The organism is Halanaerobium hydrogeniformans (genome assembly GCF_000166415.1).
GTDB classification, from domain to species: domain Bacteria; phylum Bacillota; class Halanaerobiia; order Halanaerobiales; family Halanaerobiaceae; genus Halanaerobium; species Halanaerobium hydrogeniformans.
Genome location: NC_014654.1, coordinates 313,400 through 334,495, shown reverse-complemented (window position 1 = coordinate 334,495; position 21,096 = coordinate 313,400). Strand labels below are relative to the sequence as shown.

The 21,096-nt window shown below is 32.9% G+C and carries 17 protein-coding genes, 1 pseudogene and 2 riboswitches; of the genes and pseudogenes, 1 reads left to right on the top strand and 17 read right to left on the bottom strand.

Translation table 11 applies throughout. The annotated features are described in order from the left end of the window. Positions 1–26: 26 nt before the first annotated feature. The 15 genes from HALSA_RS01400 to HALSA_RS01335 all read right to left on the bottom strand — a co-directional run bounded on the left by HALSA_RS01400 (position 27) and on the right by HALSA_RS01335 (position 16,988). Positions 27–3,146, bottom strand: coding sequence for a UvrD-helicase domain-containing protein (locus HALSA_RS01400; RefSeq protein WP_013404857.1), 3,120 nt, complete (start codon positions 3,144–3,146; stop codon positions 27–29). Continuing rightward, positions 3,143–5,752, bottom strand: a complete 2,610-nt coding sequence (locus HALSA_RS01395) for a PD-(D/E)XK nuclease family protein (RefSeq protein ID WP_013404856.1) — start codon at positions 5,750–5,752, stop codon at positions 3,143–3,145. The genes HALSA_RS01400 and HALSA_RS01395 overlap by 4 nt, the downstream gene beginning before the upstream one ends. A gap of 238 nt (positions 5,753–5,990) precedes the next feature. Next, positions 5,991–6,860, bottom strand: a complete 870-nt coding sequence (locus HALSA_RS01390) for an ADP-ribosylglycohydrolase family protein (protein ID WP_160143041.1) — start codon at positions 6,858–6,860, stop codon at positions 5,991–5,993. 132 nt (positions 6,861–6,992) lie between these two features. Continuing rightward, positions 6,993–7,196, bottom strand: a complete 204-nt coding sequence (locus tag HALSA_RS01385) for a hypothetical protein (protein WP_013404854.1) — start codon at positions 7,194–7,196, stop codon at positions 6,993–6,995. A gap of 12 nt (positions 7,197–7,208) precedes the next feature. Then, on the bottom strand, positions 7,209–8,321 hold the full coding sequence (trpD, locus tag HALSA_RS01380; RefSeq protein ID WP_013404853.1) for an anthranilate phosphoribosyltransferase: 1,113 nt from the start codon (positions 8,319–8,321) through the stop codon (positions 7,209–7,211). After that, a complete protein-coding gene (locus tag HALSA_RS01375; RefSeq protein WP_013404852.1) occupies positions 8,321–9,370 on the bottom strand; it encodes an alcohol dehydrogenase catalytic domain-containing protein in 1,050 nt (349 codons plus the stop codon). Before HALSA_RS01375 ends, trpD begins: the two co-directional genes overlap by 1 nt. Before the next feature lie 99 nt (positions 9,371–9,469). After that, a riboswitch (cobalamin riboswitch) is annotated at positions 9,470–9,701 on the bottom strand. A gap of 95 nt (positions 9,702–9,796) precedes the next feature. Next, a complete protein-coding gene (gene aroC, locus HALSA_RS01370) occupies positions 9,797–10,894 on the bottom strand; it encodes a chorismate synthase (RefSeq protein WP_013404851.1) in 1,098 nt (365 codons plus the stop codon). A 2-nt stretch (positions 10,895–10,896) separates the two neighbouring features. Beyond that, positions 10,897–11,226, bottom strand: coding sequence for a hypothetical protein (locus HALSA_RS01365; protein WP_013404850.1), 330 nt, complete (start codon positions 11,224–11,226; stop codon positions 10,897–10,899). A 39-nt stretch (positions 11,227–11,265) separates the two neighbouring features. Beyond that, positions 11,266–12,291 carry a branched-chain amino acid aminotransferase gene (locus tag HALSA_RS01360; RefSeq protein ID WP_013404849.1) on the bottom strand — a complete coding sequence of 342 codons (1,026 nt, stop codon included), beginning with the start codon at positions 12,289–12,291 and terminating at the stop codon, positions 11,266–11,268. A 14-nt stretch (positions 12,292–12,305) separates the two neighbouring features. Next, entirely contained in the window at positions 12,306–12,926 is a 621-nt protein-coding gene (cobC, locus tag HALSA_RS01355) for an alpha-ribazole phosphatase (RefSeq protein WP_013404848.1), read from the bottom strand. A gap of 110 nt (positions 12,927–13,036) precedes the next feature. Further along, the gene (locus HALSA_RS01350) at positions 13,037–13,582 is read right to left on the bottom strand and encodes an RNA 2'-phosphotransferase (protein ID WP_013404847.1); all 546 of its coding nucleotides are present in this window, start codon (positions 13,580–13,582) and stop codon (positions 13,037–13,039) included. Positions 13,583–13,612: 30 nt separating this feature from the next. Continuing rightward, positions 13,613–13,735: a hypothetical protein gene (locus HALSA_RS12575; RefSeq protein WP_083789282.1), complete on the bottom strand. Its 123-nt coding sequence runs from the start codon at positions 13,733–13,735 to the stop codon at positions 13,613–13,615. Continuing rightward, positions 13,719–13,916, bottom strand: coding sequence for a hypothetical protein (locus HALSA_RS01345; RefSeq protein WP_160143039.1), 198 nt, complete (start codon positions 13,914–13,916; stop codon positions 13,719–13,721). Before HALSA_RS01345 ends, HALSA_RS12575 begins: the two co-directional genes overlap by 17 nt. Before the next feature lie 140 nt (positions 13,917–14,056). Then, complete coding sequence (locus tag HALSA_RS12570) at positions 14,057–16,150, bottom strand: HD domain-containing phosphohydrolase (protein ID WP_160143038.1); 2,094 nt, start codon at positions 16,148–16,150, stop codon at positions 14,057–14,059. Between the two features lie 13 nt (positions 16,151–16,163). Continuing rightward, on the bottom strand, positions 16,164–16,988 hold the full coding sequence (locus tag HALSA_RS01335) for a response regulator (protein ID WP_013404844.1): 825 nt from the start codon (positions 16,986–16,988) through the stop codon (positions 16,164–16,166). Between the two features lie 472 nt (positions 16,989–17,460). On the opposite strand from HALSA_RS01335, the pseudogene HALSA_RS01330 reads away from it, so the two are divergent. Next, positions 17,461–18,778: pseudogene (locus tag HALSA_RS01330) on the top strand (RNA-guided endonuclease InsQ/TnpB family protein). A 128-nt stretch (positions 18,779–18,906) separates the two neighbouring features. On the opposite strand, the gene HALSA_RS12305 reads toward HALSA_RS01330, so the two are convergent. Together HALSA_RS12305 and HALSA_RS01320 are read right to left on the bottom strand one after the other, a co-directional pair. Continuing rightward, entirely contained in the window at positions 18,907–19,764 is an 858-nt protein-coding gene (locus HALSA_RS12305) for a sensor domain-containing diguanylate cyclase (protein ID WP_049773807.1), read from the bottom strand. 103 nt (positions 19,765–19,867) lie between these two features. After that, positions 19,868–19,957: riboswitch (cyclic di-GMP riboswitch) on the bottom strand. A 214-nt stretch (positions 19,958–20,171) separates the two neighbouring features. Continuing rightward, the gene (locus tag HALSA_RS01320) at positions 20,172–20,999 is read right to left on the bottom strand and encodes an SDR family NAD(P)-dependent oxidoreductase (protein ID WP_013404841.1); all 828 of its coding nucleotides are present in this window, start codon (positions 20,997–20,999) and stop codon (positions 20,172–20,174) included. Between the last annotated feature and the right edge of the window lie 97 nt (positions 21,000–21,096).

Sequence of the window (21,096 nt, the reverse complement as noted above, 5' to 3'; positions counted from 1 at the left end):
ATTTCCTGATTTATCAGTAAATCAATTTACAAATCAATAATTTTTAAATCTTTGATTACCTTAACATCTATAAATTCTGTTTTGATATCATAATCTTCTTTAAGCTTGCTCTTAATCAACATCGCATAATCTTCAAGCTGTTCATCTTGATACTTTTGACCTGTTTTGTAATCTATAATCAAAATTTCTTTAGATTTTTGATCAATCATCAACCTATCTATTCGTTTCATTTCATCTCCATCAAAAAGGGTGTATTCTGTAAAAACATCATACTTTTCAGCAAATAGTTCTGGATTGGCTGCGGTAAACTTCTGCAGTGAATCTATCAGCTCAGCAATTACTTTTTGGCCAAGAATATTTACATATTTATCACTGATAATATTTGCAGCTAGCTTATGTTCTGCTTTTTTATCATAATGAATATGCTGCAGATAGTCATGGACTATTGTCCCCAACAGTCTATACTTATTCTGTTCATAACTTAAGCTCTTCTTTTCGGCTGGAGTTTCTGTTATTTCAAATCTAAAGTATTTAGCTAAATCTTTTAAATCAACTTCTGCTTCTATGCTTTTACTATCAACCCTATCCAGTGTGCCAAATTTTTTAACTTCGATTAAATCTATCAAATTATTGCTTTTAGCTGCATTGAGTAGAGCTGTTTCATAAAATTCATAATTACTGCCTTCCCAGAACAAACTCTGATCCAGTCTAAGTTTGCGGGGGTTTTCTACATAAACAAAGAGATTGTTAACGGCCCTGGTCATCGCCACATAATCATTATTGATCTCTTCCATCAGTTCTTTTTCATTTTCTTCCTCGATAAAATTATAGGAGAGACTTTCTAAAATGAAATTATATTTTGTATTTGTAAGTAAATACTCTTCAATCTCTTGATAACTTTCATCAAAATCAATATATATTTTAATGCTGTTATTATTGCTCCCAGCTGATAGTTTAGGTGAAAAATAATAAAATACGCTTTCAAAGCTCAGGCCTTTTGCTTTATGAATTGTAGAAAGTTTAACTGCATCTTCATCTTCTATTCCCAGCTGCTGCAGTTCTTCTGACTCTTTATTTTCTTCAACATATTGAATTAATAAATTTAAAGAATTAAATCGATTTAATAATTCGTAAAAGAAGTAGATATTCTTAAGGGCTGAAGCCTGATCCTGGTAGATATCGAACAAAGCCAGCTTATTGAAAAGATTGTGAATAACTTCTTCATAATCCATTGTTTTAAGATCTCTAATCAAGTTGAGCAGTTCTGAAATATCCTGATGAACTATTTCTTTTTCAGAGTTTAATGCTTTTTCTATATCTGCCTTATTTCTAAGTAAATATTTTAAAGTCTGGTGATTAATTTTTATCAGGTCACTTCTTAAAAATTTAAGCAAACACAGATAATCACCTGCATAAAGATATTTAAGCAGATTGTAAATCGGTTTTACAGCTTCATGTTCTATGATGCTGTTTGAACTACCCCGAATATATTTGATATTTCTCCGATCTAGTTCTTCAGCTATTTCTTCCAGGTCAGAACCTTTACGGGCTATTACTGCTATGTTTCCTAAATCATCCTTATATTCTTCTATCTGCGAGGCTATTTCAGATTTGAGGTCTTTGACTATTGTATTTTGAATATTTTCCAGTCGGCTCTTTTCTTCAGCAGATCCTGCATTTTCTATGTCTTTATCAAAATAACTTATACTGCTTTTCCCTCCAACTAAGATCTGTACATAACCCAGTTCGGTTCTTTCGGAACTAACATCTACATTCTCGTAGTCCCAGTCTGGATGAAGGTTTTTAAAAAAAATATTTACAAAATCAAGAATTTTACCATCACTTCTATAACAGAGATTTAAATTAGCTACCTCAGCAGCTATTATATTTTCTAGCTTTGCAAAGAGTTCTTTTTCTCCACCCCTCCAGCCATAAATAGATTGTTTTTCATCACCGACGATGATCTTATTGGCAGTATTATTGATAATTGGTTTTAAGAGCTTCCACTGTAGAACACTGGTATCCTGAAACTCATCTATCAAGAGGTACTCTATCTCTATCCCCAGCAGATCATTAAAATACTGGGTTGTTTTTTGGCCTTCTAAAAGATTTAAATCTTCATCTCTTAAATATTGATAAGTGTAATTACTGATATCACTGTAGCTAAATATCTTTTCTTTAAATTTAATCTGATCATAAAATTCAAATATCTTTTCTATAAAACTAAAGACCTCTTTTTCATATTCTATAACCTCTTTATTAAAGGCTTTATTTGCCAGTGATTCCTGCATCAGAGCATATTCATTTTCCAACTCAAGTTTCAGCTCTTGAACAGCCTTACCCCTCAATTTACGACCATTCCAAAAGTGCTTTGATAAAAATAGCTTATGTTCTTTATAGATCAACTCTTTTTTCTCAGCCTTGCTTTTGAGATTTAGATATTTTTCTAAGCTTCTTTTAAATTCTTTTCTAAAATAGCTGCTGTCAAATTCTTTAGCCTTTGCTTCAGCTATCTCAATGATAATATCTAGACAATTATCAAGCTTGCTGACAAAATCAGTATTGGTCTTAGCTTTTCTCGGCTGATAATCTATCAGTTCAAACTTCCAGCGCTGATTGATTATATCAGCTATGATATCGGTATAATCTTTTATCCTCCGACTCCTGTTCTCTGTTAGAAAACCTTCCATTTGAGCAAAGACCTGCTCATCTTCTAAGATTTTTTTAAATACTTTTTCCGCACTCTCTTCATCTTTATCGGTTACTTCATAGGTTTTGATACCTAAATAAGGAGCTATAGAACGTTTGAAAATTTTGTTGACAAAACTGTCTATTGTATAGACATTTATTTTTTCTTTGCTGCTCAATATTTCTTCAAAAACACTGTCCACCTGCAGCAGTATTTTTTCTCCCGTAAGTGAGCTTATTTTTTTAAGTTCTTCGTAGACATCAGAATCTATTCCATTTTCTTTTAAGTTCTTCAGATGTTCTATTATTCTTTCCCGTATTTCTGCTGTTGCCTTACGGGTAAAGGTCATCACAACAATATTTCTAAAATCTGTGCCTTCAAATACAGCATTAAGATATTCCAGAGAAAGCCTGTAAGTTTTACCTGTACCTGCACTTGCCTTTAATATTTTATTCATTTTACCACAACCCTGCATATTTCATAGTAGTCACAATGTTTCTTGCAGTCCGATTTATAGATCGTTTTATATCTCTGTTCTTCGAAAAGTTCGCTCAATTCTTCTTTAATTTTAATTTCTAATTTCTCTTCTCGGTCTTTTCTGTCGATCTCCAGTTCATTATCCATTATCTTATAAATAGCTTTTACAGTCGTGCTGAAATCCCTGTCTTTAAAGTTCAACATCAGTGAATAAAGGGCCAGCTGTTCCATGCTGCCGCTCCCGGTTTTAAGATCGATTATATAATTGCTGCCATCTTCAGCCTCGATCAATATATCTGGTCGACCACTTATATAGGCTGAGATACCTTCTTCACTTTTGAAGATATCATGTTTTTTTAGATTAAGCTCGGTTTCAGCTTCAACAATTTTTTCGATTCGACTGCTAATACTTTTATCTAAACTAAAAAGAGAATCGATTAAATTATCAAATAGGATGGCATGATAATATTTTTTAAAATAGTCGTGGATCTGCAGGTCATATTTTTCCAACTTTTCTTTTAAGATTGCTTCTAATTTAGTCCTGCTGCAGTTTTTAAGTGGTATACCGAACTCTTCTATACAGTGCTCAAAAAAATCATGGGCTATAGAGCCGATCATCAGCATACTTAGCTGTCTGTCCACCTCAAGCTTTTCTGACTCTATATTGGCTATATCATTCATATAAAATTTAAAAGGACAGCGCTTTAAATTTTCCAAGCGATAATGGCTTATAGAAAGTTTCTGCTGGGGGAAATCTTCTAGCTCTATAAGCATTTCATCTTCCTGCAGTAATTTTTTACTAAACTGACTTTGATAGTTTTTATAACCATCTGCTTTAAATAACCGGGCCAGAATTTCTTTTTGTCTGCTGCTCTGATATTCACTTTCTGTATCTTCTATCTGATATCTCAATTTAAGTTCTTCGATAAAAGGACTGGAAGTAGTGTTATTATCTATATTTTCAATATAGAATAATTCACTCTGTTTTGCATTAAAAATATGAGAGAAAAAATCATACTTTTGTTTAAGGTAGTTTACTTCTTTTAATTCCAGATCAAGCCCCTTTAGGTCAGCTTCACTTAAAAAAGTATCGATCCTAAATTCTTTGGGTAAACAACCCTGATTTGCATTGATCATCAGCACTCTTTCCCTGCTTTTATAGGGGGTCTGCTCCATTTTTTTTACTACCGCTTTAAGACTTTCTTCATTGCTTCTGCTTTTTAGTTTTTTAAAGCCAATATAATCAAGCATTAATTTAAATAACTGTACTGCTTTACTGCTTTCCGACTTTAAAAAATTATCTAACTCCAGCAGTGAGATGGTTTTAAGCTCCATCAGTGAATCATAAAGCTGCTCTAAATCCCTGTTTTGATATTTATCCTCTTTGAGAACTTCTAAATTCAGCTCTTTTAAATAATCTATCAGATCATCAATATTATTGATCGTTTTTAAAGTTTTAAGATCAGAAATTATCCGTTTAAATTTATCATTATCCAAATAATTTATTTTTTCTCGGTCAAGATATACATATTCATAATTAGAAAAAGATTTCAAATCCTGAAGATCTTTTTCATTCAAGTTATAGTAAAGCTGGAATTTTTTATTATAGCTGCTTTTAAGCAGTTGATTTAAGTCAAGCTTAAAACCATCTCTATTGATCTTAAAGCTCAAGCTGTTTTTATAAAGCTCCTCTAAAAATCTGTAAATACCGCTCTCTTTAAAAGATAAAAGTTTTTCAAATTTAATCAATTCTGGAGAAAGTATATTCTCCAAACTATCTTCTTGATCACTCAAATCTATTATTTCAGTTATATCTGTTTCCAGATCGATTTTTGCCAGGGCATTAACTAACTCCAGTATTCTTTCTTTGCTTTGATAGATTTTTATCTCAGTATCAAGACTTCCAGGGAAGCTTAAAGCGTTCATCCTCAACTTATTTTTGTCAAAATCACTTTCTTTAAGCTGTAAAATATGGGTGATATTTTTACCGTCATTTTCTAAGCTTTGCAAAAGCTCTTCCTCAAAGTTGTTGAAATAAAGGATGTTGATAAAATTAATATGCTTAAATTTATCAATATATTGAGTCGAAAAGTTCTTAAAATCTTTTTTTAAATTTCTATCAATTAAATTATTCTCCTCCAGATAAGCCTCATATCTTTTTCTTATCTCTGCAAATCTCTCCAATCTTTGCTGCTGCCACTTTGCCTGTAGTTTAAATTCAGCTGGCTCAAGTTTATGTTGACTTAAAAAATCATAAAAATGAAAGAATTCATATGCTGTATCTATGCTTTCAGAATAATTATCTATCTTAAAAAATTCTTTATCTTTCTGACTTAAAATACCATAAAAAATAAGTTTTAATTTGTCTTCTTTGATAAGAGTTTTATCACTGAAAAACAATTTATCCCATAAATCTTCTTTCATTATAAATAGACTATCAGAACTGAAAAGTTCTTTGTTTTTATCATAATAGCCCTGAGCTTCAACCATTGTTGCAAAGTTATCAAAAACATAAACAGCCGGTTTTTTTAAAGAAACACTTTCTTCTATTAGATCTTCTCCATAATCTAAATAATTAAATTCCAAACTAAACATCTCCTTTTCAGCTTGGTTTTTACCGAATTTCAAAAGATTAATTTTACTTCAACTATAATTATAACATACTCTTCTGACAGCATGGTGTCATAGCTAATTAATTCCTCAATTAACCAGTAAAGTCCTGCAATTTATATCCAAAAAATATAAAACCCCATCTACTTTGATTGAAATTCCAGTAGATGAGGCCATTGAATTTAACATTATTCTTGAGCTGCTCTTTTTTAAGCTATAGTTTAACTATCATTTCTTTGAGCTCACCGGCTCTGTTAAAGCCATCGATCAAATTATCAGGCAGATTTTTTAAACCCTGATCGGCACCAAGGATCATTCCAATTATCATTGCCCGAGCGGCAGTATCCCCACCTGCCCTGATGTTTACAGAAAATGCTTCTACAGGATCAGAGTAATTTAAGAGAACATCAAGCACAATCGGGAATCCCTGGGCAGTAGAACAACCCTGTCCTCTTTTATCTGCCATTTTTACTACTTCGTCTTTTGAACTGATATTTTCAAAGAGTTCACTGATATAATCATTTACATCCTTGTTATCGAGTAAAGCCTTTCTGTAATCTTTACCATTTAAAATATCTTCCATAACCTCATAGATATATTCAGAACTCTGCTCTACTATCTCTCCATTATGGGTTAGATGTATCTGAGCTAAAAAATCCTCTTTACTTATACTATTATCAAGAAACATAGGGGCACTGCGGGCCAGACCTCCCAGCTCTACATTTTCTGTACCAACAAGACTATCAGATCCTTTGAATTTCTGCAGGGCATCCTTCATCGAATGGTCCATAAACATCTCATTTTCTTGAATATATTCCATCCAGTCTTCTCTGAATTTTTCCAGCTCAAAACCCTCATTATTATAAATCGATTTCAACAGAGCAAAAGACTGCTCACCATAATGGGTGAAGTCTCCAGCCTTTTTACCTTGATGAAATTTAGCAATCTCAGGTGAGGTGTACTCGGTTATTCTACCTGGAAAATGTTTTTTTGCTTTATCTGTATCATAAACCCAGTGGGAACCTAAAGAAATTGCGTCTCCAATCAAACTTAGATATATTGCTGACAATCTATTCTTATCCATCATTAGACCCTCCTCAAATAAATAATCTATGCTATTTCAGATAGTATTATACTCTTCTATCAGAAAAAATTAAATTAAGCTTTTTACAATTTCAATATTTAACACTGAGTTAAACTACATTTATTTAATAGCTTAAAGTTCTTTTTCTCTGATCTCTAATTCTACTAATCTCAAATTAGCTAGCTTATCGTGCTTAGCTTTTTCTTGTAGCTCAATTAATTTTTTAGAATGCTGACTGGAAAACACTGAAGCTTTATTTAAATTAACGAGTTGATAACCATCTTTTTTGTCAGCTTTTAAATAACCCTGTTCAGATTTTAGAGCATAGAGCTGCATTATTTACCTCCTTTAGATTTTTGCCAATAATCTATCCAGCTTTTTTAATCCCTTTTCAGGCTCTGAATTCTGCACCTGAACCCATTTTTTAAGCTTATTAATTGCTTTACCTGAGTTAATGATCTCTTTGGCTGCCTCATAGGCAGTTTTAAGCTGATCATGATAATCCATTAGATAAAAGATCAGAGCTGTATTGAGGGCTATAATATCTGAGCGGGCCTTTTCTCCCCCACCTTTTAATACTTTAATCAGCTCTAAAGCCTCACTTTGCCTATCCTGGCAGGGAAGAATATCTTTGCTACTTGCTTTTTCTATCCCCAGACTTCGTGGATCAATGGAGTACTCTTTGAGCTGACCTGTTTCATCAATTTCAACCAGATGATTTCTGCCCAGAGTTGAGGCTTCATCCATCCCGCTTATTCCATCTTCTGCTAAACCATGAACTACTATGGCCTTTTTATAACCTATTTTGTGCATGACTTTTGCTACCGGTTTTAATAGCTCTCTGCTGTATACTCCCCGAACCCCATATTTCGGATAAACAGGGTTCGCTAAAGAAGCTGCAATATTTAAAGTTGTGCCAAAGGAAATTCTGGCAAGTATCCTGCCTAAAGCCGTAGGGTGTATTTTAGAGTCCATACCATTTAAGACTCCAATTCCAACTTCTTCGATGCTTTTTACTATAAGTTCTGGGGCACACTCAACTCCAACCCCTAATTCTTCTAAAATATCGATTGTACCACAGTTAGAAGTGATCGCTCTTGAACCATGCCGGGCCATGTTTACACCTCCAGCTGCTGCAACGATTGAGGCAGCAGTACTGATATTAAAAGTATTTAGCTTATCCATTCCTGTCCCACAATTTTCTACTAAAGGCTGTTCCAGCTGAGGAGTTAATTTGATGGTATCTAAATTATAGATTGCATCCCAGCTTCCAGCTATTTCCTCTACCGTTTCTCCCTTTGCTTTTAATGCAGCTAAAAAAGCTCCCTGCTGCATTTCTGATTGTTGGTCTAAAAGCACTTGAGTAAAAAGTCCTTCCATCTCTGCTCGGGAAAAATCCTTTCCTTCGATTAATCCACTTATACTTTGGCCAAACTGCTTGCTGTTTACTACTTCATTCATCATCCATTTCCTCCTTCATTTTCTTTGATGATAACTTTGATTGTTTCTTTATTTCTTGCTTTTTCTACACCTTTAAAAATTTCGTTTAATGAAATTTGATCTGTTATCAATTTTTTTACTGCTATTTTTTGCTTAGCCATCAGCTTTAAAGCTTTTTTATTCTGTTTAACAGTACAGCCATAAGCTCCAATTAAAGCCATTTCACCATAATGAAATAAGTTGCCATCGATCTCTAAGTTTTCTTTGCCATCAGCAAAACCCGAAAACAATAAGATCTTACCCCGCTTATTTAATAATCCTGTTAAAGAATGATCAACACTTACATGACTTGATGCCAAAACTATCAAATCAACCCCCCGGCCATCAGTCGCTTTATTTACGATATCATGCCATGCCTTTTCTTCAACATTAATCAAAGAATCAAGCTCTAGAGAAGCTGCAAAGTCCAGCCGTTTAGCTAATTTATCGGCTAGGATTATCTTTTTTGCCCCATAACTTTTAGCCAGCATTGCCTTTAAACAACCGATAGGACCTGCTCCAATTATTAAAACACTCTCATTTTCAGTAAATTGAGCCAGTTCCAATCCATTAATACAGCAGGCTAATGGTTCGGCAAAAACCGCTTCAGAAAAACTTAAGTTATCAGGAATTATATTTAAAACTCCAGCTTTGATGGCTTTCTCTGGAATAGCTATGTACTCCCTAAAACCACCATCTACAGTAAATCCAAAGATCTCAATCTCCTGACAGTGGTTTGTAATCCCCTGCTGACAAAAATAACATTCCCCACAGACTATACCTGGTGCTATTTGAACTCTATCTCCTTTATTAAATTCTTTAGTTTCACTTTCAACTATAATCCCTGTGATCTCATGGCCTAAAACTCTGGGGTAAGTGAGTGCTTTATGGCCTTTATCGATCATTTTTAAATCAGCACCGCAGAGTCCACTTGCCACTACTTTAATTAAAACACCACCTGGTACAATTTTTGGTCTGGGCAGATCTCTTAGTTCTAATTGTTTTTTTTCGTTTAATATTGCTGCCTGCATAATTGGCCTCCTCATCTAGTTTAGTTATTAAAATCAAAAAAAGTCCACAACTCCCTTAAGGAGCTGTGAACTTTTCCATAATTCACTAGCAATTTAAATAAACTGCAGATTAAATAGGCAGGTTTCCTGGCTCACGACCTTAACCTTTCACCTTCCCCGATTATTTTAATAATCAAGTGGTAATTGAAAGACCCTTTTATCGCTTACAGTGGCGGGACCGCACTGTCACAAGCAGCACTCAGCTTTAACTCATGCAGATTTCCCTTTTAAAGCAGTCAACTTAAAAATTTTCTTTTTGAATTAACCGCTCACCCATTTAATTATATTTAATTTTTAATCAAAAATTCCTAATCTAAAAAAATATTATCATAATTTAAAAACTATTACAACAACTTTTAAATAATTTCTAGCAATTAAGTTGAGATTCTAAAAGACCTTTTTAATATATTCCAGTCTAGTTGTCATCTGTTTTAAAAGTAAATCAACCAGGGTCAAAGCTGTCATAGCTTCCACCACAACAACAGCTCTCGGTACTATTACCGGATCATGACGACCGTGGATATTCAATTCAATATTTTCTCCAGCTTTGTTGACCGTCGATTGTGTTTTCTCTATTGACGGAGTAGCTTTAACCGCAGCTCTTAAAACTATTTCACTACCATCAGTTATCCCACCTAAAGTACCACCGGCATTGTTCGTCAGCTTGCTTATTTCTTGATCCTCATCGTACTGATAAAAGTCATTGTGCTGATGACCTGTCATCTCAGCAGCTTTAAAACCACTCCCAATCTCAACACCTTTTACCGCTCCAATCGACATGATTGCCCTGGCCAGTAGAGCATCACTTTTATCAAAAACAGGCTCTCCCAGTCCCTCTGGAATGTTTTCAACCCTGCATTCAATGGTTCCACCTGAGGAATTATTATCTTCCATCAGCTCTGTTAAGTATTTTTCGGCTTTTTTGGCGGCTTTCTGATCAGGCATATAGAGAAAATTATCCAGCCTGGTTTCAATCTTTGTGTTCTCGGGATCGATCTTCACCGGACCTATAGAGGCAGTATATGCCCTGATTTTAACTCCCAGTTCCGCCAGCACTTTCCTGGCAACAGCTCCTGCTGCTACCCTGGCTGCTGTTTCTCTGCCTGAAGCCCGACCACTACCCCGGTAATCTCTAAAACCATATTTTAGATCATAGCTATAATCAGAGTGTCCGGGTCGATAAACATCTTTAAGCTTTGTGTAATCTTTGGAACGCTGATTTTTATTATATATTATAAGAGAAATCGGGGTGCCTGTTGTTTTAGCTTTGAATACCCCTGATAAGATTTCTACCTTATCTCCTTCTTTTCTTGGGGTTGTAAAAGGAGATTGCCCGGGTTTTCTCCTATCTAAATCAGACTGTATATCTTCTTCATTCAATTCCAGGCCGGCGGGACAGCCATCTATAACTACACCAAGGCCTTTGCCATGAGATTCACCCCAGGTTGAAATTTTAAACAAATCACCTAATACTGAACCTGACATCTTTAAACACCACCAAATCTATTTATGATAGCCTTAAGACTATCAAGAAGTTTTTCACTCAGTTCTTCAATTTCAATAATACCCCTTGCCACTGCAGAAGCTACTACCATATCTAGTTGGCCGTCATTATTATAGCGTTTGAAAATAGCCCTCGAGATTTTGACATGATAGATGTAGATCTCATGGTCTAATTCAAAGACATTCATTTTTTTATCTTCCCATTCTTTAAATTTCTCCTGCAGATCTGAAAGTTCATTTTCCAGTTCCCTTTTGTGGGCTATTTTTGCTAGTTGCCTGATTTCTTTTTTTAAATCTTTACTATAATTCTGCATCTTTTTCTCCTTTTAGCATCATTATTTTAATATCTCTGCTTAAACAATCTTCCTGATCCAGCCTTCAGGTGCTTCAATATCTCCCAACTGGATTTGAGTTAGTGTATCATAGAGCTTTTTAGTAACCTCTCCCATTTCTTCCATACCACTTGGGAAGGTGATCTCTTTATCCTCATTAACCACTTTTCCGACCGGTGAGATAACTGCTGCAGTACCACAAACTCCACATTCTGCAAATTCCTCTAATTCTTCGAACTTTACAGGCCGCTCGCTTACCTTTAGACCAAGCCTATTTTCAGCTATATAAAGGATTGATCTCTTTGTTATGGAAGGAAGAATAGTTTCTGACTTTGGTGTAACAATCTCCTTATCCTTTGTTACAAAGATGAAGTTAGCTCCACCTGTTTCTTCGACAAATGTTCTAGTTTCAGCATCTAAATACATATTTTCATCAAAACCATTTTCATGTGCTTCAATATGGGCCCTTAAGCTCATAGCATAATTTAAGCCTGCTTTTATATTACCTGTACCCCTGGGAGCTGCTCTATCATATTCACTTACACAGAGGGTTAAAGGATTGACTCCTCCTTTAAAATAGGGGCCAACTGGAGTTCCAAAAAGCCTGAATTGATATCCTTCAGCAGGCTCAATACTGATCACAGGTTTTGAAGCAAAAATAAAGGGACGTAGATATAATGCTGCCCCTGTTCCATAGGGTGGAACCCATTCAGCATTAGCCTCTACAACCAGATCAACCGCCTCCAAAAACTTTTCTTTGGGGAAAGGTGGTATCTGCAGTACTTCTGCAGAATCCATCATCCGCTCCGCATTTAAATCAGGCCTGAATGTAACAATACTTCCATCTTTAGTAGTAAAGGCCTTTAATCCTTCAAATACCTGCTGACAGTACTGTAAAACACCTGCACTTTCATTAATTACAATATCTGACTTAGAGCTTAAAGTACCATTTTCCCATTTTCCGTCACTATAGTTAGCTACATATCTTTTATCAATTTCTCGGTAATCAAAGCCAAGTTTTTCCCAATCTAGTTCTTTCTTTTTCATGGATAGTTCGCTCCTTATTTAAAATTTTCTCCAACCACGTAGTTCAGTTTGCTTAAAATAGCATCATCATCATAAAATTTAATTTCGGTAAGCGATGTATTATCTACCTGAAACTGTTTAAAACTTTTAGATTGTACTGCTAAAACTTCTCGCAAATATAATTTTATCACACCACCATGGGTGACAACTATCAGTTTTTCTCCCCTGTGTTTTTCTAAAAGCTGATCAAAAAAAGATTTTATTCTGGCTGCAAACTGGGTGATATTCTCTCCTCCAGGTGCTCCATTGTTCAGCGGATCAATTCTCCAGGCTTCCATATCATCAGGATATTGATCAACTATTTCTTCGAGTTTTAAGCCCTCCCAATCACCAAAATCTATTTCTCTTATCTTTTTACTTTCTTTGATCTCAAGCTCAAGCTTATCTGCAATAAATGATGCAGTCTTTTTAGCCCGCTTAAGATCACTGCTGTAAATATGATCAAATTCATAATTTTTTAGGAATTCAGCTGTTTCTTCAGCTTTTATGATGCCGCTTTCATTAAGCTCTGTATCCGTCTGGCCCTGGATAATAGAGTTTTTGTTGTAGTCTGTTTCACCATGTCTGATGAGCAGAAGTTCTGTTTTTGTGGCCATTTTTTTCACCTTCCTGCCTTTTACTTTTTAAGATTAATCTATTTCACAAAAATCTGCTATATAAAACATATTCTATAAAAAAATATATTAACCTTTGCTATCTCCATTTATTATTTTATAAAAAAGAGGTATTTTGCAGCAATCTGATCGGTCAAATATATATTTTCAGCAGTTTTGTAAAACTCCTGTCCAGCTTGATAGGCTTTTAAGGCCCTGATTTTAAATATTAGCTCATTATTTGTTCTTCTCTGAGCAACCTTTTTTGCCTCTTTAATATTTACGCTTAGATGGACATAATTTCTACCCATCGGTTTAATTCCTTCAGCTAAGATCTTATTTTTCGCCTCAGGTGTTGTGCCATGATAAAGGAACTCAGGTGGTTTAACCGCCTCATATTCTGGATTGACACCTTCTATACTGTGACCATAGTTTGCTCTAATCCTTTTTTGCTCATCTAAAAAGCTAAAACGACCTTTAGGATCAGCTTCTACCACTTTGATCAGGTCGTCTTTAGTTATTTTTTTAAATTTATTTTTTAGAGAATTTAAAAGCTCATCTGTTTCTACTGAAGCATCAGCAGCCAATTTCAAATCAAATGATTCTGGATGGTGGCGAAGAATATAGGAAAGCGTTTTTGATAGTTTTATTTTATCCATCCTGCTACCACTCCTTAACAATTTCTAATATTATAGATAAAATCTTAAATTCTTTTTTATTTGCTCAGAGTCATATTCTTTAAAACCCTGACTCTCAGCCCACTCAGTCATCATCTCATGATCTTCATGGTCAGGATCAGAAATTATTTCCATGAACTGACTTAAGCCAGGAACCAAAAGCTTCTGTTATTTTATTGTTTTTTAAACTTCCATATCCATCAAATATTTTTTGTTCTATTTCTTCATCACATATTTTGTCTTTAACCAGCTTATTCCCTAATATCCAGGCAGAAATCCAGATAAAATCTTCTTCAAATTTATTCTGATATTTCAATATTATTATAATATCTCTAAACATAAAATGTAAATAGCAAAAATGACTTTAATCTCTTTATTTTGATGAATAATAGAATAATTATCTGCCCTAATTATATTGGATCTTTCATCCAAGCTTAATATACCAACTTCTGCTTTTTAAAAGAAAACACTATTTTTAGATTTATTAATTGCATTATCTAAAACATCTTGTTGAAGAGTTTCGATTTTATCATCTTCAAGAATTTTCACAAATGCATCTACGACTTGAGGAGAAAATTGGGTTTCTTTGTTCTTTTTTATTTCCCCTAATGCCTCTTCAAAACTTAATGACTGACGATAGGCTCTTTTAGATAACATAGCATCCCAGGCGTCTGCAACTGCTAAAATTTGTGAAATTAAAGGAATCTCATTTTCTTCAAGCCCTTCAGGATAACCTCTGCCATCCCATCTCTCATGATGATGCAGAATAAAATAAGCAATTGGTTTTAATATTTTAGAACTGCTTAAAGCCTTATTTCCCCAGACTGGATGCTTTTTTATTAATTCATATTCTTGATCGGTTAATTTTTCCTGTTTATTAATAATATTAAGGGGAATAAGTAATTTACCTATATCGTGGACCAACCCTGCCCAGTAAGTATCTTTGATTGCTTTTTTAGACAACTTCATCTCTCCAGCTATTGCTGAAGCTAACTTTGCTACATTTTCTGAATGACCCTTAGTATAAAGATCATACATTTCCATGATTTTTATAATTGAAGTTAATAATTCTTTAGTGAAATTAGTCTGTAAATCATCGAATCTTTTAAAAGCGAAAAAAGAAGAAGCTAAAGTTGAAAATGATTTTAAAACTTTTTTAGTTGTATCACTAAAATCTAAGCTGCTTTTATTTTTAATATCAAGACCGATTCGACCGAAAGTTTGCTCATCGATCACAATATTTATATATAAAGAACTTTTAATCGGTTTTAATGCTTTCAAAAAGAGTTCTTTTTTATCTGATTCCATCATATCTAAATTAAAAAAATAACCTTGAGACTCATTTATATCTTTACTCTCAATATTAAACAGCAAATTTTTATCAAAAGCTATTTTTGCCAGAGCTTTTATATCATGCCCAACTGCATCTATAAATTGGCATTTGCCCTGATCATTTATTATGCATAATTTTCCATAATCAGCTTCTGGAATTATCTCTATAGCTTTTTTTAGTAAATCAGAAAAGAATTCTTTTTTACTGAGCAATGTTTTGTCTCCCATATTAGATACAAGCTCAATCATATTCACAAATCTTTGATTAAGTAAATTTACTTCTTCAAAAGATTGCTCTAACTCTTCATTCATAGCCATAACTTCTTCATTATAAGCGCTTAGCTGCTCAAAAGAAACAGAAAGCTGTTCTTTTTGTTCACTAATTTTTTCTTCTTTCTCTTTCCTTTCTGTAATATCTTCAAACAGGGTGATAAATTTTCCTTTTTCTGGAGAAGTAACAGTGATATTAAAATATCTATTCAGAGGAGAAAAATATTTTTCAATAGTTAGCGATTCACCTGTCTCCGCAACCTGGGAATAAGTTTTAAGATATGGTGCCTTATCATTTTTATAAATCTCTGACCCTAAAGAACCTTTTGCTTTTTTTAAGGGAATACCCAATATTTTTTCATAAGCAGGGTTAGCGTTCATTATCTTATAATCTACTGCTTTATCATCTTTGTAAATTAATTTGTGTAAACATACTCCTTGTTTTATATTATTGTGAATTAATTGAAATACTTCATTTTTTTTATTTTTATCGATAATCTCAAGTTGAGACTCTATAAGTTCTTTAAATTCCCCCATAACCTCTTGAGTTTGCTCAGAAAAACTATGTGCTTTTTTATAATGGATACAAAGCGTACCGAATATTTTGCCATCAGGCCATTTCAAAGGATATCCTAGATAGGCATTAAAACCAGATTGAGCATCAGTATAATCCTTCCATTTTTTATTTTCTAAAGCATTTACAATCATAATTTTCTTATCATTTTTAATAACATCATAACAATAATGCCCTGATACTTTAACTCTCATACCTTCTTTAAATATATTCTCAATATTCTCACTCGCTTTAAAAACATCAAGAAATGGGGGGTCAAACCTGGTGATTAAAGCATCTGAACTATCTGCTGTTTTAACAAGTATATTTAAAATTTTCTGCCACTTAGCCTGGGTTGCAACTGGAATATCTCTATTATATTCTACTTTATTCATCTCAAACCACCTTTTATTTGTCATCAAAATTAATCTCCAACTTATTTAAAATCACTTTTTTGTAATCATTTTGCTGGGAAAAATCTAACTCTAACGATTCTTCTCCAATAATATCAGCAGGAAAGGTAATATACTGAATTAAAACATCTTTTTCTAAAATTGTATTTTCTAATTTTTTACGAAAAACTTTTCTGCCTTCTTTATCGGTTAATGGAAGCAAAAAACATAATTCTTTATGATCAACAAAATATACTCTATCTATATCTCTAATGCTGGTTGTGATATCATTTTTTATTTTTAAAAAAGTGTCATTTTGGCTTATGTTGTGAAAATCAACTTTTATAATTGATAAAGCCAAACCTGATCTTAAAGATCTATTTAACTCAAGATTTAGGTCGGTATTAAATGAGCTTAATTCATTATTTAAATCTTCAACCAGACTTTTTTTGCTTTTGCTGATAGCCTTTTTATCAAGGATCTTTTCTAATTTTTTTAGTATCATTTGATTGTCAAAGGGTTTAGCTAAAAAATCTTTAGCACCCAATTCGACTGCTTTTGTGACAGTACTTATTTTATTTTCACCACTAACAATTATAACATCGATATCAGGATTATTTTTGCTCAAATATTTCAGTATATCGAAACCATTTTCATCTTTAAGATAAATATCTAAAAATATTACATCGATATCATCTAAACTAAATTCTTCTGAAAAAGAATTATTTCTAATAGATTTGCCGGTATCGAGTTCAAATACTTCGTGATCATCATAGAGCAAAATATTTTTCATCCTTTTCCTTATCAGTGCAGCATCATCAATTATTAAAATATTAGCCATGGTTATCTCCTCTACAATTTCTTATTTTTAGTTCTCTGCAAAGATTATTTGCCAGTTCACTGCTTTTTGTAATATCCTTGAATCTTCATATTCTTAATTATCTTTTCTGCTGCTAAAGGTTTGCTATAATAATAGCCCTGAATAATGTCACAGTTAGAATTATGATGATTGTAAGCACAAGAGCAATTATTTTATATTTAAAACTCAAATTTTTTATCTAAAATTGCCAAGAAAACTCCATCCAAGCTATGCATTGGCTGGAGATGAATTGGCTATTTATTCTTATTTTCAATATACTTTTTAATTGTCTCAATAGTAGCACCACCAGAAGATACAATAATGATATTGTAGACTATAAACAGAATGATAATTGTTATTTAAGTCTCTATTCATAAAGATCAAACCTCCATTTTTTCTTTTACAAGCAAACATATGTATGATATAATTATAGTAGGATGGAGGTGAAAAATTAATGCGATTATCATTTAAATTCAAGCCTAAATTAAGCCATAAGCAATTAGTAATAATTAATGAATTAGCCTGGCATTGCTCTAAATTATATAATACAGTCAATTATCAGATTAAAAATAATAAAGATGTAAAAGCTGTCTATACTGAATTAGAAACTAGATATAAAAATAACTGGCATAATGACTACCTTCACTCCCATAACAGACAACAGGCATTAAAGCAGTTAGCTAAGGACTGGAAAAGTTTTTTTTATTCTCTCAAAGATTATAAAAAGAATCCTCAAAAATATAAGGGGCAGCCAGGGTCACCTAATTTTAAACATATGAACAGTAATTCCTGTGAAATAATTTTTACCAATTTAGCTGTTAGAATTAGAGATAACAAATTACTCTTATCCTTATCTAAAAAGATACAATCTAAATATAATGTGAAGGCTCTTAATTTTGAGCTGCCTGAAGCAGTTCAAAGCATTATAGATTTAGATGCTGTCCAGCAGATAAAGATAAAGCAAGATCATATCTCTAAAAAATGGTATCTCTTAATTATCTACAAAGTTAAAGAGGCAAAAGAAAGTAAGAAATCTAACATAATGGCAGTTGATTTAGGCCTTGATAACTTAGCTGTACTAACATTTAAAGATAATTCTGATTGTTATATTATCAATGGTAAAACTATTAAATCCAAAAATTCTTATTTTAATAAAGAAATTGCCAGACTACAAAGCATTAGAATGAGGCAGTTAGCTACCAGTAAAATTAGAGATACTAAACGAATAAAATATCTGAGATTAAAGAGAAGAAATTATATTAGAGATTATCTCCATAAAGCTAGCTGCAAAATAGTTGATTTAGCAATTGAAAATCAAGTAGAAACTATTGTAATTGGAGATATAAAAAATATTAAACAATGCAGCAAACTTAAATCTTTTGTCCAAATACCGATCCAGAGATTAAAAAAATTAATTGAATACAAAGCTAAACTAAAAGGTATCAAAGTTGTTGAAATTGATGAAAGCTATACTTCTGGATGTACTAAAGCTTTTAATTTTAATTACGCAAGGTAAGCTTTAGTATGACCGTATTCGATTTGGCCGCTATTCAGTAGATCTGGAAAAAATAAATAAAAGTAACTATGATAAATCCAGAAGAATTACTAGAGGTCTCTTTAAAACTAACGAGGGCCTATTAATTAATGCTGATCAGAATGGTAGTTTTAATATACTTCGTAAATACCATAACGATAAATGTATTCTCAGACCTATCAAAGAGGCGAGAGATAATGGATTTGTGGACAATCCTTCAAGATTAAGGGTATCCTAAACTATTAGGAGCAAAACTTAAAAGCCAAACATCTTGTAAACTGACCTAGTAATATAGGTTGAACTTTAATCTATATGAAGCAGTTAAAAGCTCCCTCTAAATCTTGGTTTTGATTTAGGTGGAGAGGTTCACTTCCTTCCTTTATTTGCATACATTTTTTGATCTGCCTCATTAAAAACATCACATAATTTCTGACTGCTGTCAGACATTACTGCAACCCCCAAAGAAATTGATAATGGTTTTACCGGTTTATGATCATTATTAAAGTCTTTAATATTATTTTGTATTCTCTGGCAGAAACTTTCTGCCTCTTTTTCACTTGTTGATGGCAAAATTATAGCGAATTCATCACCACCGATGCGGGCAATTATATCTTCTGTACGAGCAGTTGATTTTAAGATATTTGCTGCATTAATCAGGAATTTATCACCTTTTTTATGACCGTAACTGTCATTTATGGTTTTAAGCCTGTCTAAATCTCCAATCACAATTGTTATTGGATATTTACGGGAAGACTCCAAACGTTTTAACTCATTCTCAAAATATCTTCTATTATATAAATCAGTCATTTCATCATGGAATGACAGATATTTCACCTTTTCTTCTTCTTTTTTTATTTCATCTGTTATATCAGAAAAAATTGTTGTGAAATGGTTTTTTTCATCACTGTAAACTTTAATTTTATACCACCTATCTAAAGGCTCAAAATATTGTCTTATATTATTACTTGCTCCAGAAAGTGCTATTTCTCCATAAAATTTAATCCAGTCAAAATCATCTTTAATAATGTTTTCTAAAACATTTGTTACTTTTTTACCAACTATCTCAGTTCTTTTTAAACCGGTTAGTTCTTCAAATTTTTTATTTACCTCTAAAAAAATATAATCCACTGCTTTATCGTCCTTATTATAAATAACTTTATGATAGGCAAAAGCAAGAGGCATATTTTCAATAATATTTCTATGATTATAACTTTTATCGGGCATATTTTTCCCTCCAGTACTTCCTTTTGAAATCATAATTTTAATAATTAATATTCATATATAAACAAAAAAAGCCAGCGAAATAAAAGCACTGGCTGTTGATTCCCGAGGCAGGCTTGACGATCATAGAATATTAAAACCCTTTAGACTCAAGCTTTTGCGTGATAGTCTTTCAACTATTTTGCTTTTATATTTAACTGCTAAAAATTTAAATTAGATTAAGCTTTACCAGTCGATTGAAGTTTATTATCTAGTATTAGTATCGAAAAGAAAGGTCGACAATTAAACTGCTAAAGCTCCAAAATAGACTGATAAAGCCGATTAGCTTAAATTAAGTGCTCAATACTAACAAGATATAGCTAATTTAATTAAATTGACTGGCTAAAATTAACTTCGATTCTTCAGACAGCTTAGATTAATCTGTCAGGAATTTTATCTAATATTTCCTGGTACTTTATTTTTCTTATGCTTTGATCCCACAATTCTTCCTGCAGATCCTGATCATAAGCAGCTGCAGTGGCTTCCTTTTTCTTTTTGTCGACAAAAAAATGACCGCTCTCGCCTTTTACCCTATCAGAAGTGGCTAGAAAAACCGGTGTTTCTGCTCCTTTTTTGACAGAGTCTCCACCTGCACCCCAAACCTGATGCAGCAATTTGGTACTTATCGCACCAGGGTGAAGTGTGTTAACATCATAGTCATCTAATATTTTTGCCAATTTAAAAGTAAATAAAAGCATCGCCAATTTAGAATCATAATAAGCCTGACTGCCTTCATAATTATCTGGATTCCAGACCCTATCAAGATCTATATTATCGGAATGGGCCATAGAAGCAAGATTAATTATGCGCTTATCTTCTGATTTTTCTAATAATGGAATAAGCAGCAGGGTTAAAATAAAATGGGAATGATAATTAACCGCAATTGTTTTTTCTATACCTGCTTCATTGAGCTCCAGCTCCTGTTTGTGTAAAGCAGCATTATTGATTAAAACATCTATTTTGTCCTCTGCTTCTTTTAAGTTGATACTTAGCTCTAAAACTTGTTTTTGTGACTCTAAATCTGCTAAGGCTATTTTATGATTAGCCTGAGAATTAATCATATTAAGTTCTTCTAAAACTTTCTGAGTTCTGTTTGCACTGCGGCCATGGATTATTATTCTATAGCCTTTTTCGGCTAATTGTCTGGCAGTTTCTTTACCGATACCATCTGTTGCACCCGTTATTAAGATATTTTTCATTATTACCACCTTTCTTTCAGATAAAAATTTAGTTCTTCCCGCTATAATCTAAAATTCGTAGTCAACAACAGCTCTTTTAGCTGCAACTTTTTTAATG

Coding starts and splice junctions, on each gene's coding strand:
- HALSA_RS01400 (WP_013404857.1), bottom strand. CDS start 3,146: ATGAATAAAATATTAAAGGCAAGTGCAGGTACAGGTAAAACTTACAGG.
- HALSA_RS01390 (WP_160143041.1), bottom strand. CDS start 6,860: ATGGATAAGAATAGATTGTCAGCAATATATCTAAGTTTGATTGGAGAC.
- HALSA_RS01385 (WP_013404854.1), bottom strand. CDS start 7,196: ATGCAGCTCTATGCTCTAAAATCTGAACAGGGTTATTTAAAAGCTGAC.
- trpD (WP_013404853.1), bottom strand. CDS start 8,321: ATGAATGAAGTAGTAAACAGCAAGCAGTTTGGCCAAAGTATAAGTGGA.
- HALSA_RS01375 (WP_013404852.1), bottom strand. CDS start 9,370: ATGCAGGCAGCAATATTAAACGAAAAAAAACAATTAGAACTAAGAGAT.
- aroC (WP_013404851.1), bottom strand. CDS start 10,894: ATGTCAGGTTCAGTATTAGGTGATTTGTTTAAAATTTCAACCTGGGGT.
- HALSA_RS01365 (WP_013404850.1), bottom strand. CDS start 11,226: ATGCAGAATTATAGTAAAGATTTAAAAAAAGAAATCAGGCAACTAGCA.
- HALSA_RS01360 (WP_013404849.1), bottom strand. CDS start 12,291: ATGAAAAAGAAAGAACTAGATTGGGAAAAACTTGGCTTTGATTACCGA.
- cobC (WP_013404848.1), bottom strand. CDS start 12,926: ATGGCCACAAAAACAGAACTTCTGCTCATCAGACATGGTGAAACAGAC.
- HALSA_RS01350 (WP_013404847.1), bottom strand. CDS start 13,582: ATGGATAAAATAAAACTATCAAAAACGCTTTCCTATATTCTTCGCCAC.
- HALSA_RS12575 (WP_083789282.1), bottom strand. CDS start 13,735: ATGGAAATAATTTCTGATCCTGACCATGAAGATCATGAGATGATGACT.
- HALSA_RS12570 (WP_160143038.1), bottom strand. CDS start 16,150: ATGAATAAAGTAGAATATAATAGAGATATTCCAGTTGCAACCCAGGCT.
- HALSA_RS01335 (WP_013404844.1), bottom strand. CDS start 16,988: ATGGCTAATATTTTAATAATTGATGATGCTGCACTGATAAGGAAAAGG.
- HALSA_RS12305 (WP_049773807.1), bottom strand. CDS start 19,764: ATGCCCGATAAAAGTTATAATCATAGAAATATTATTGAAAATATGCCT.
- HALSA_RS01320 (WP_013404841.1), bottom strand. CDS start 20,999: ATGAAAAATATCTTAATAACGGGTGCAACAGATGGTATCGGTAAAGAA.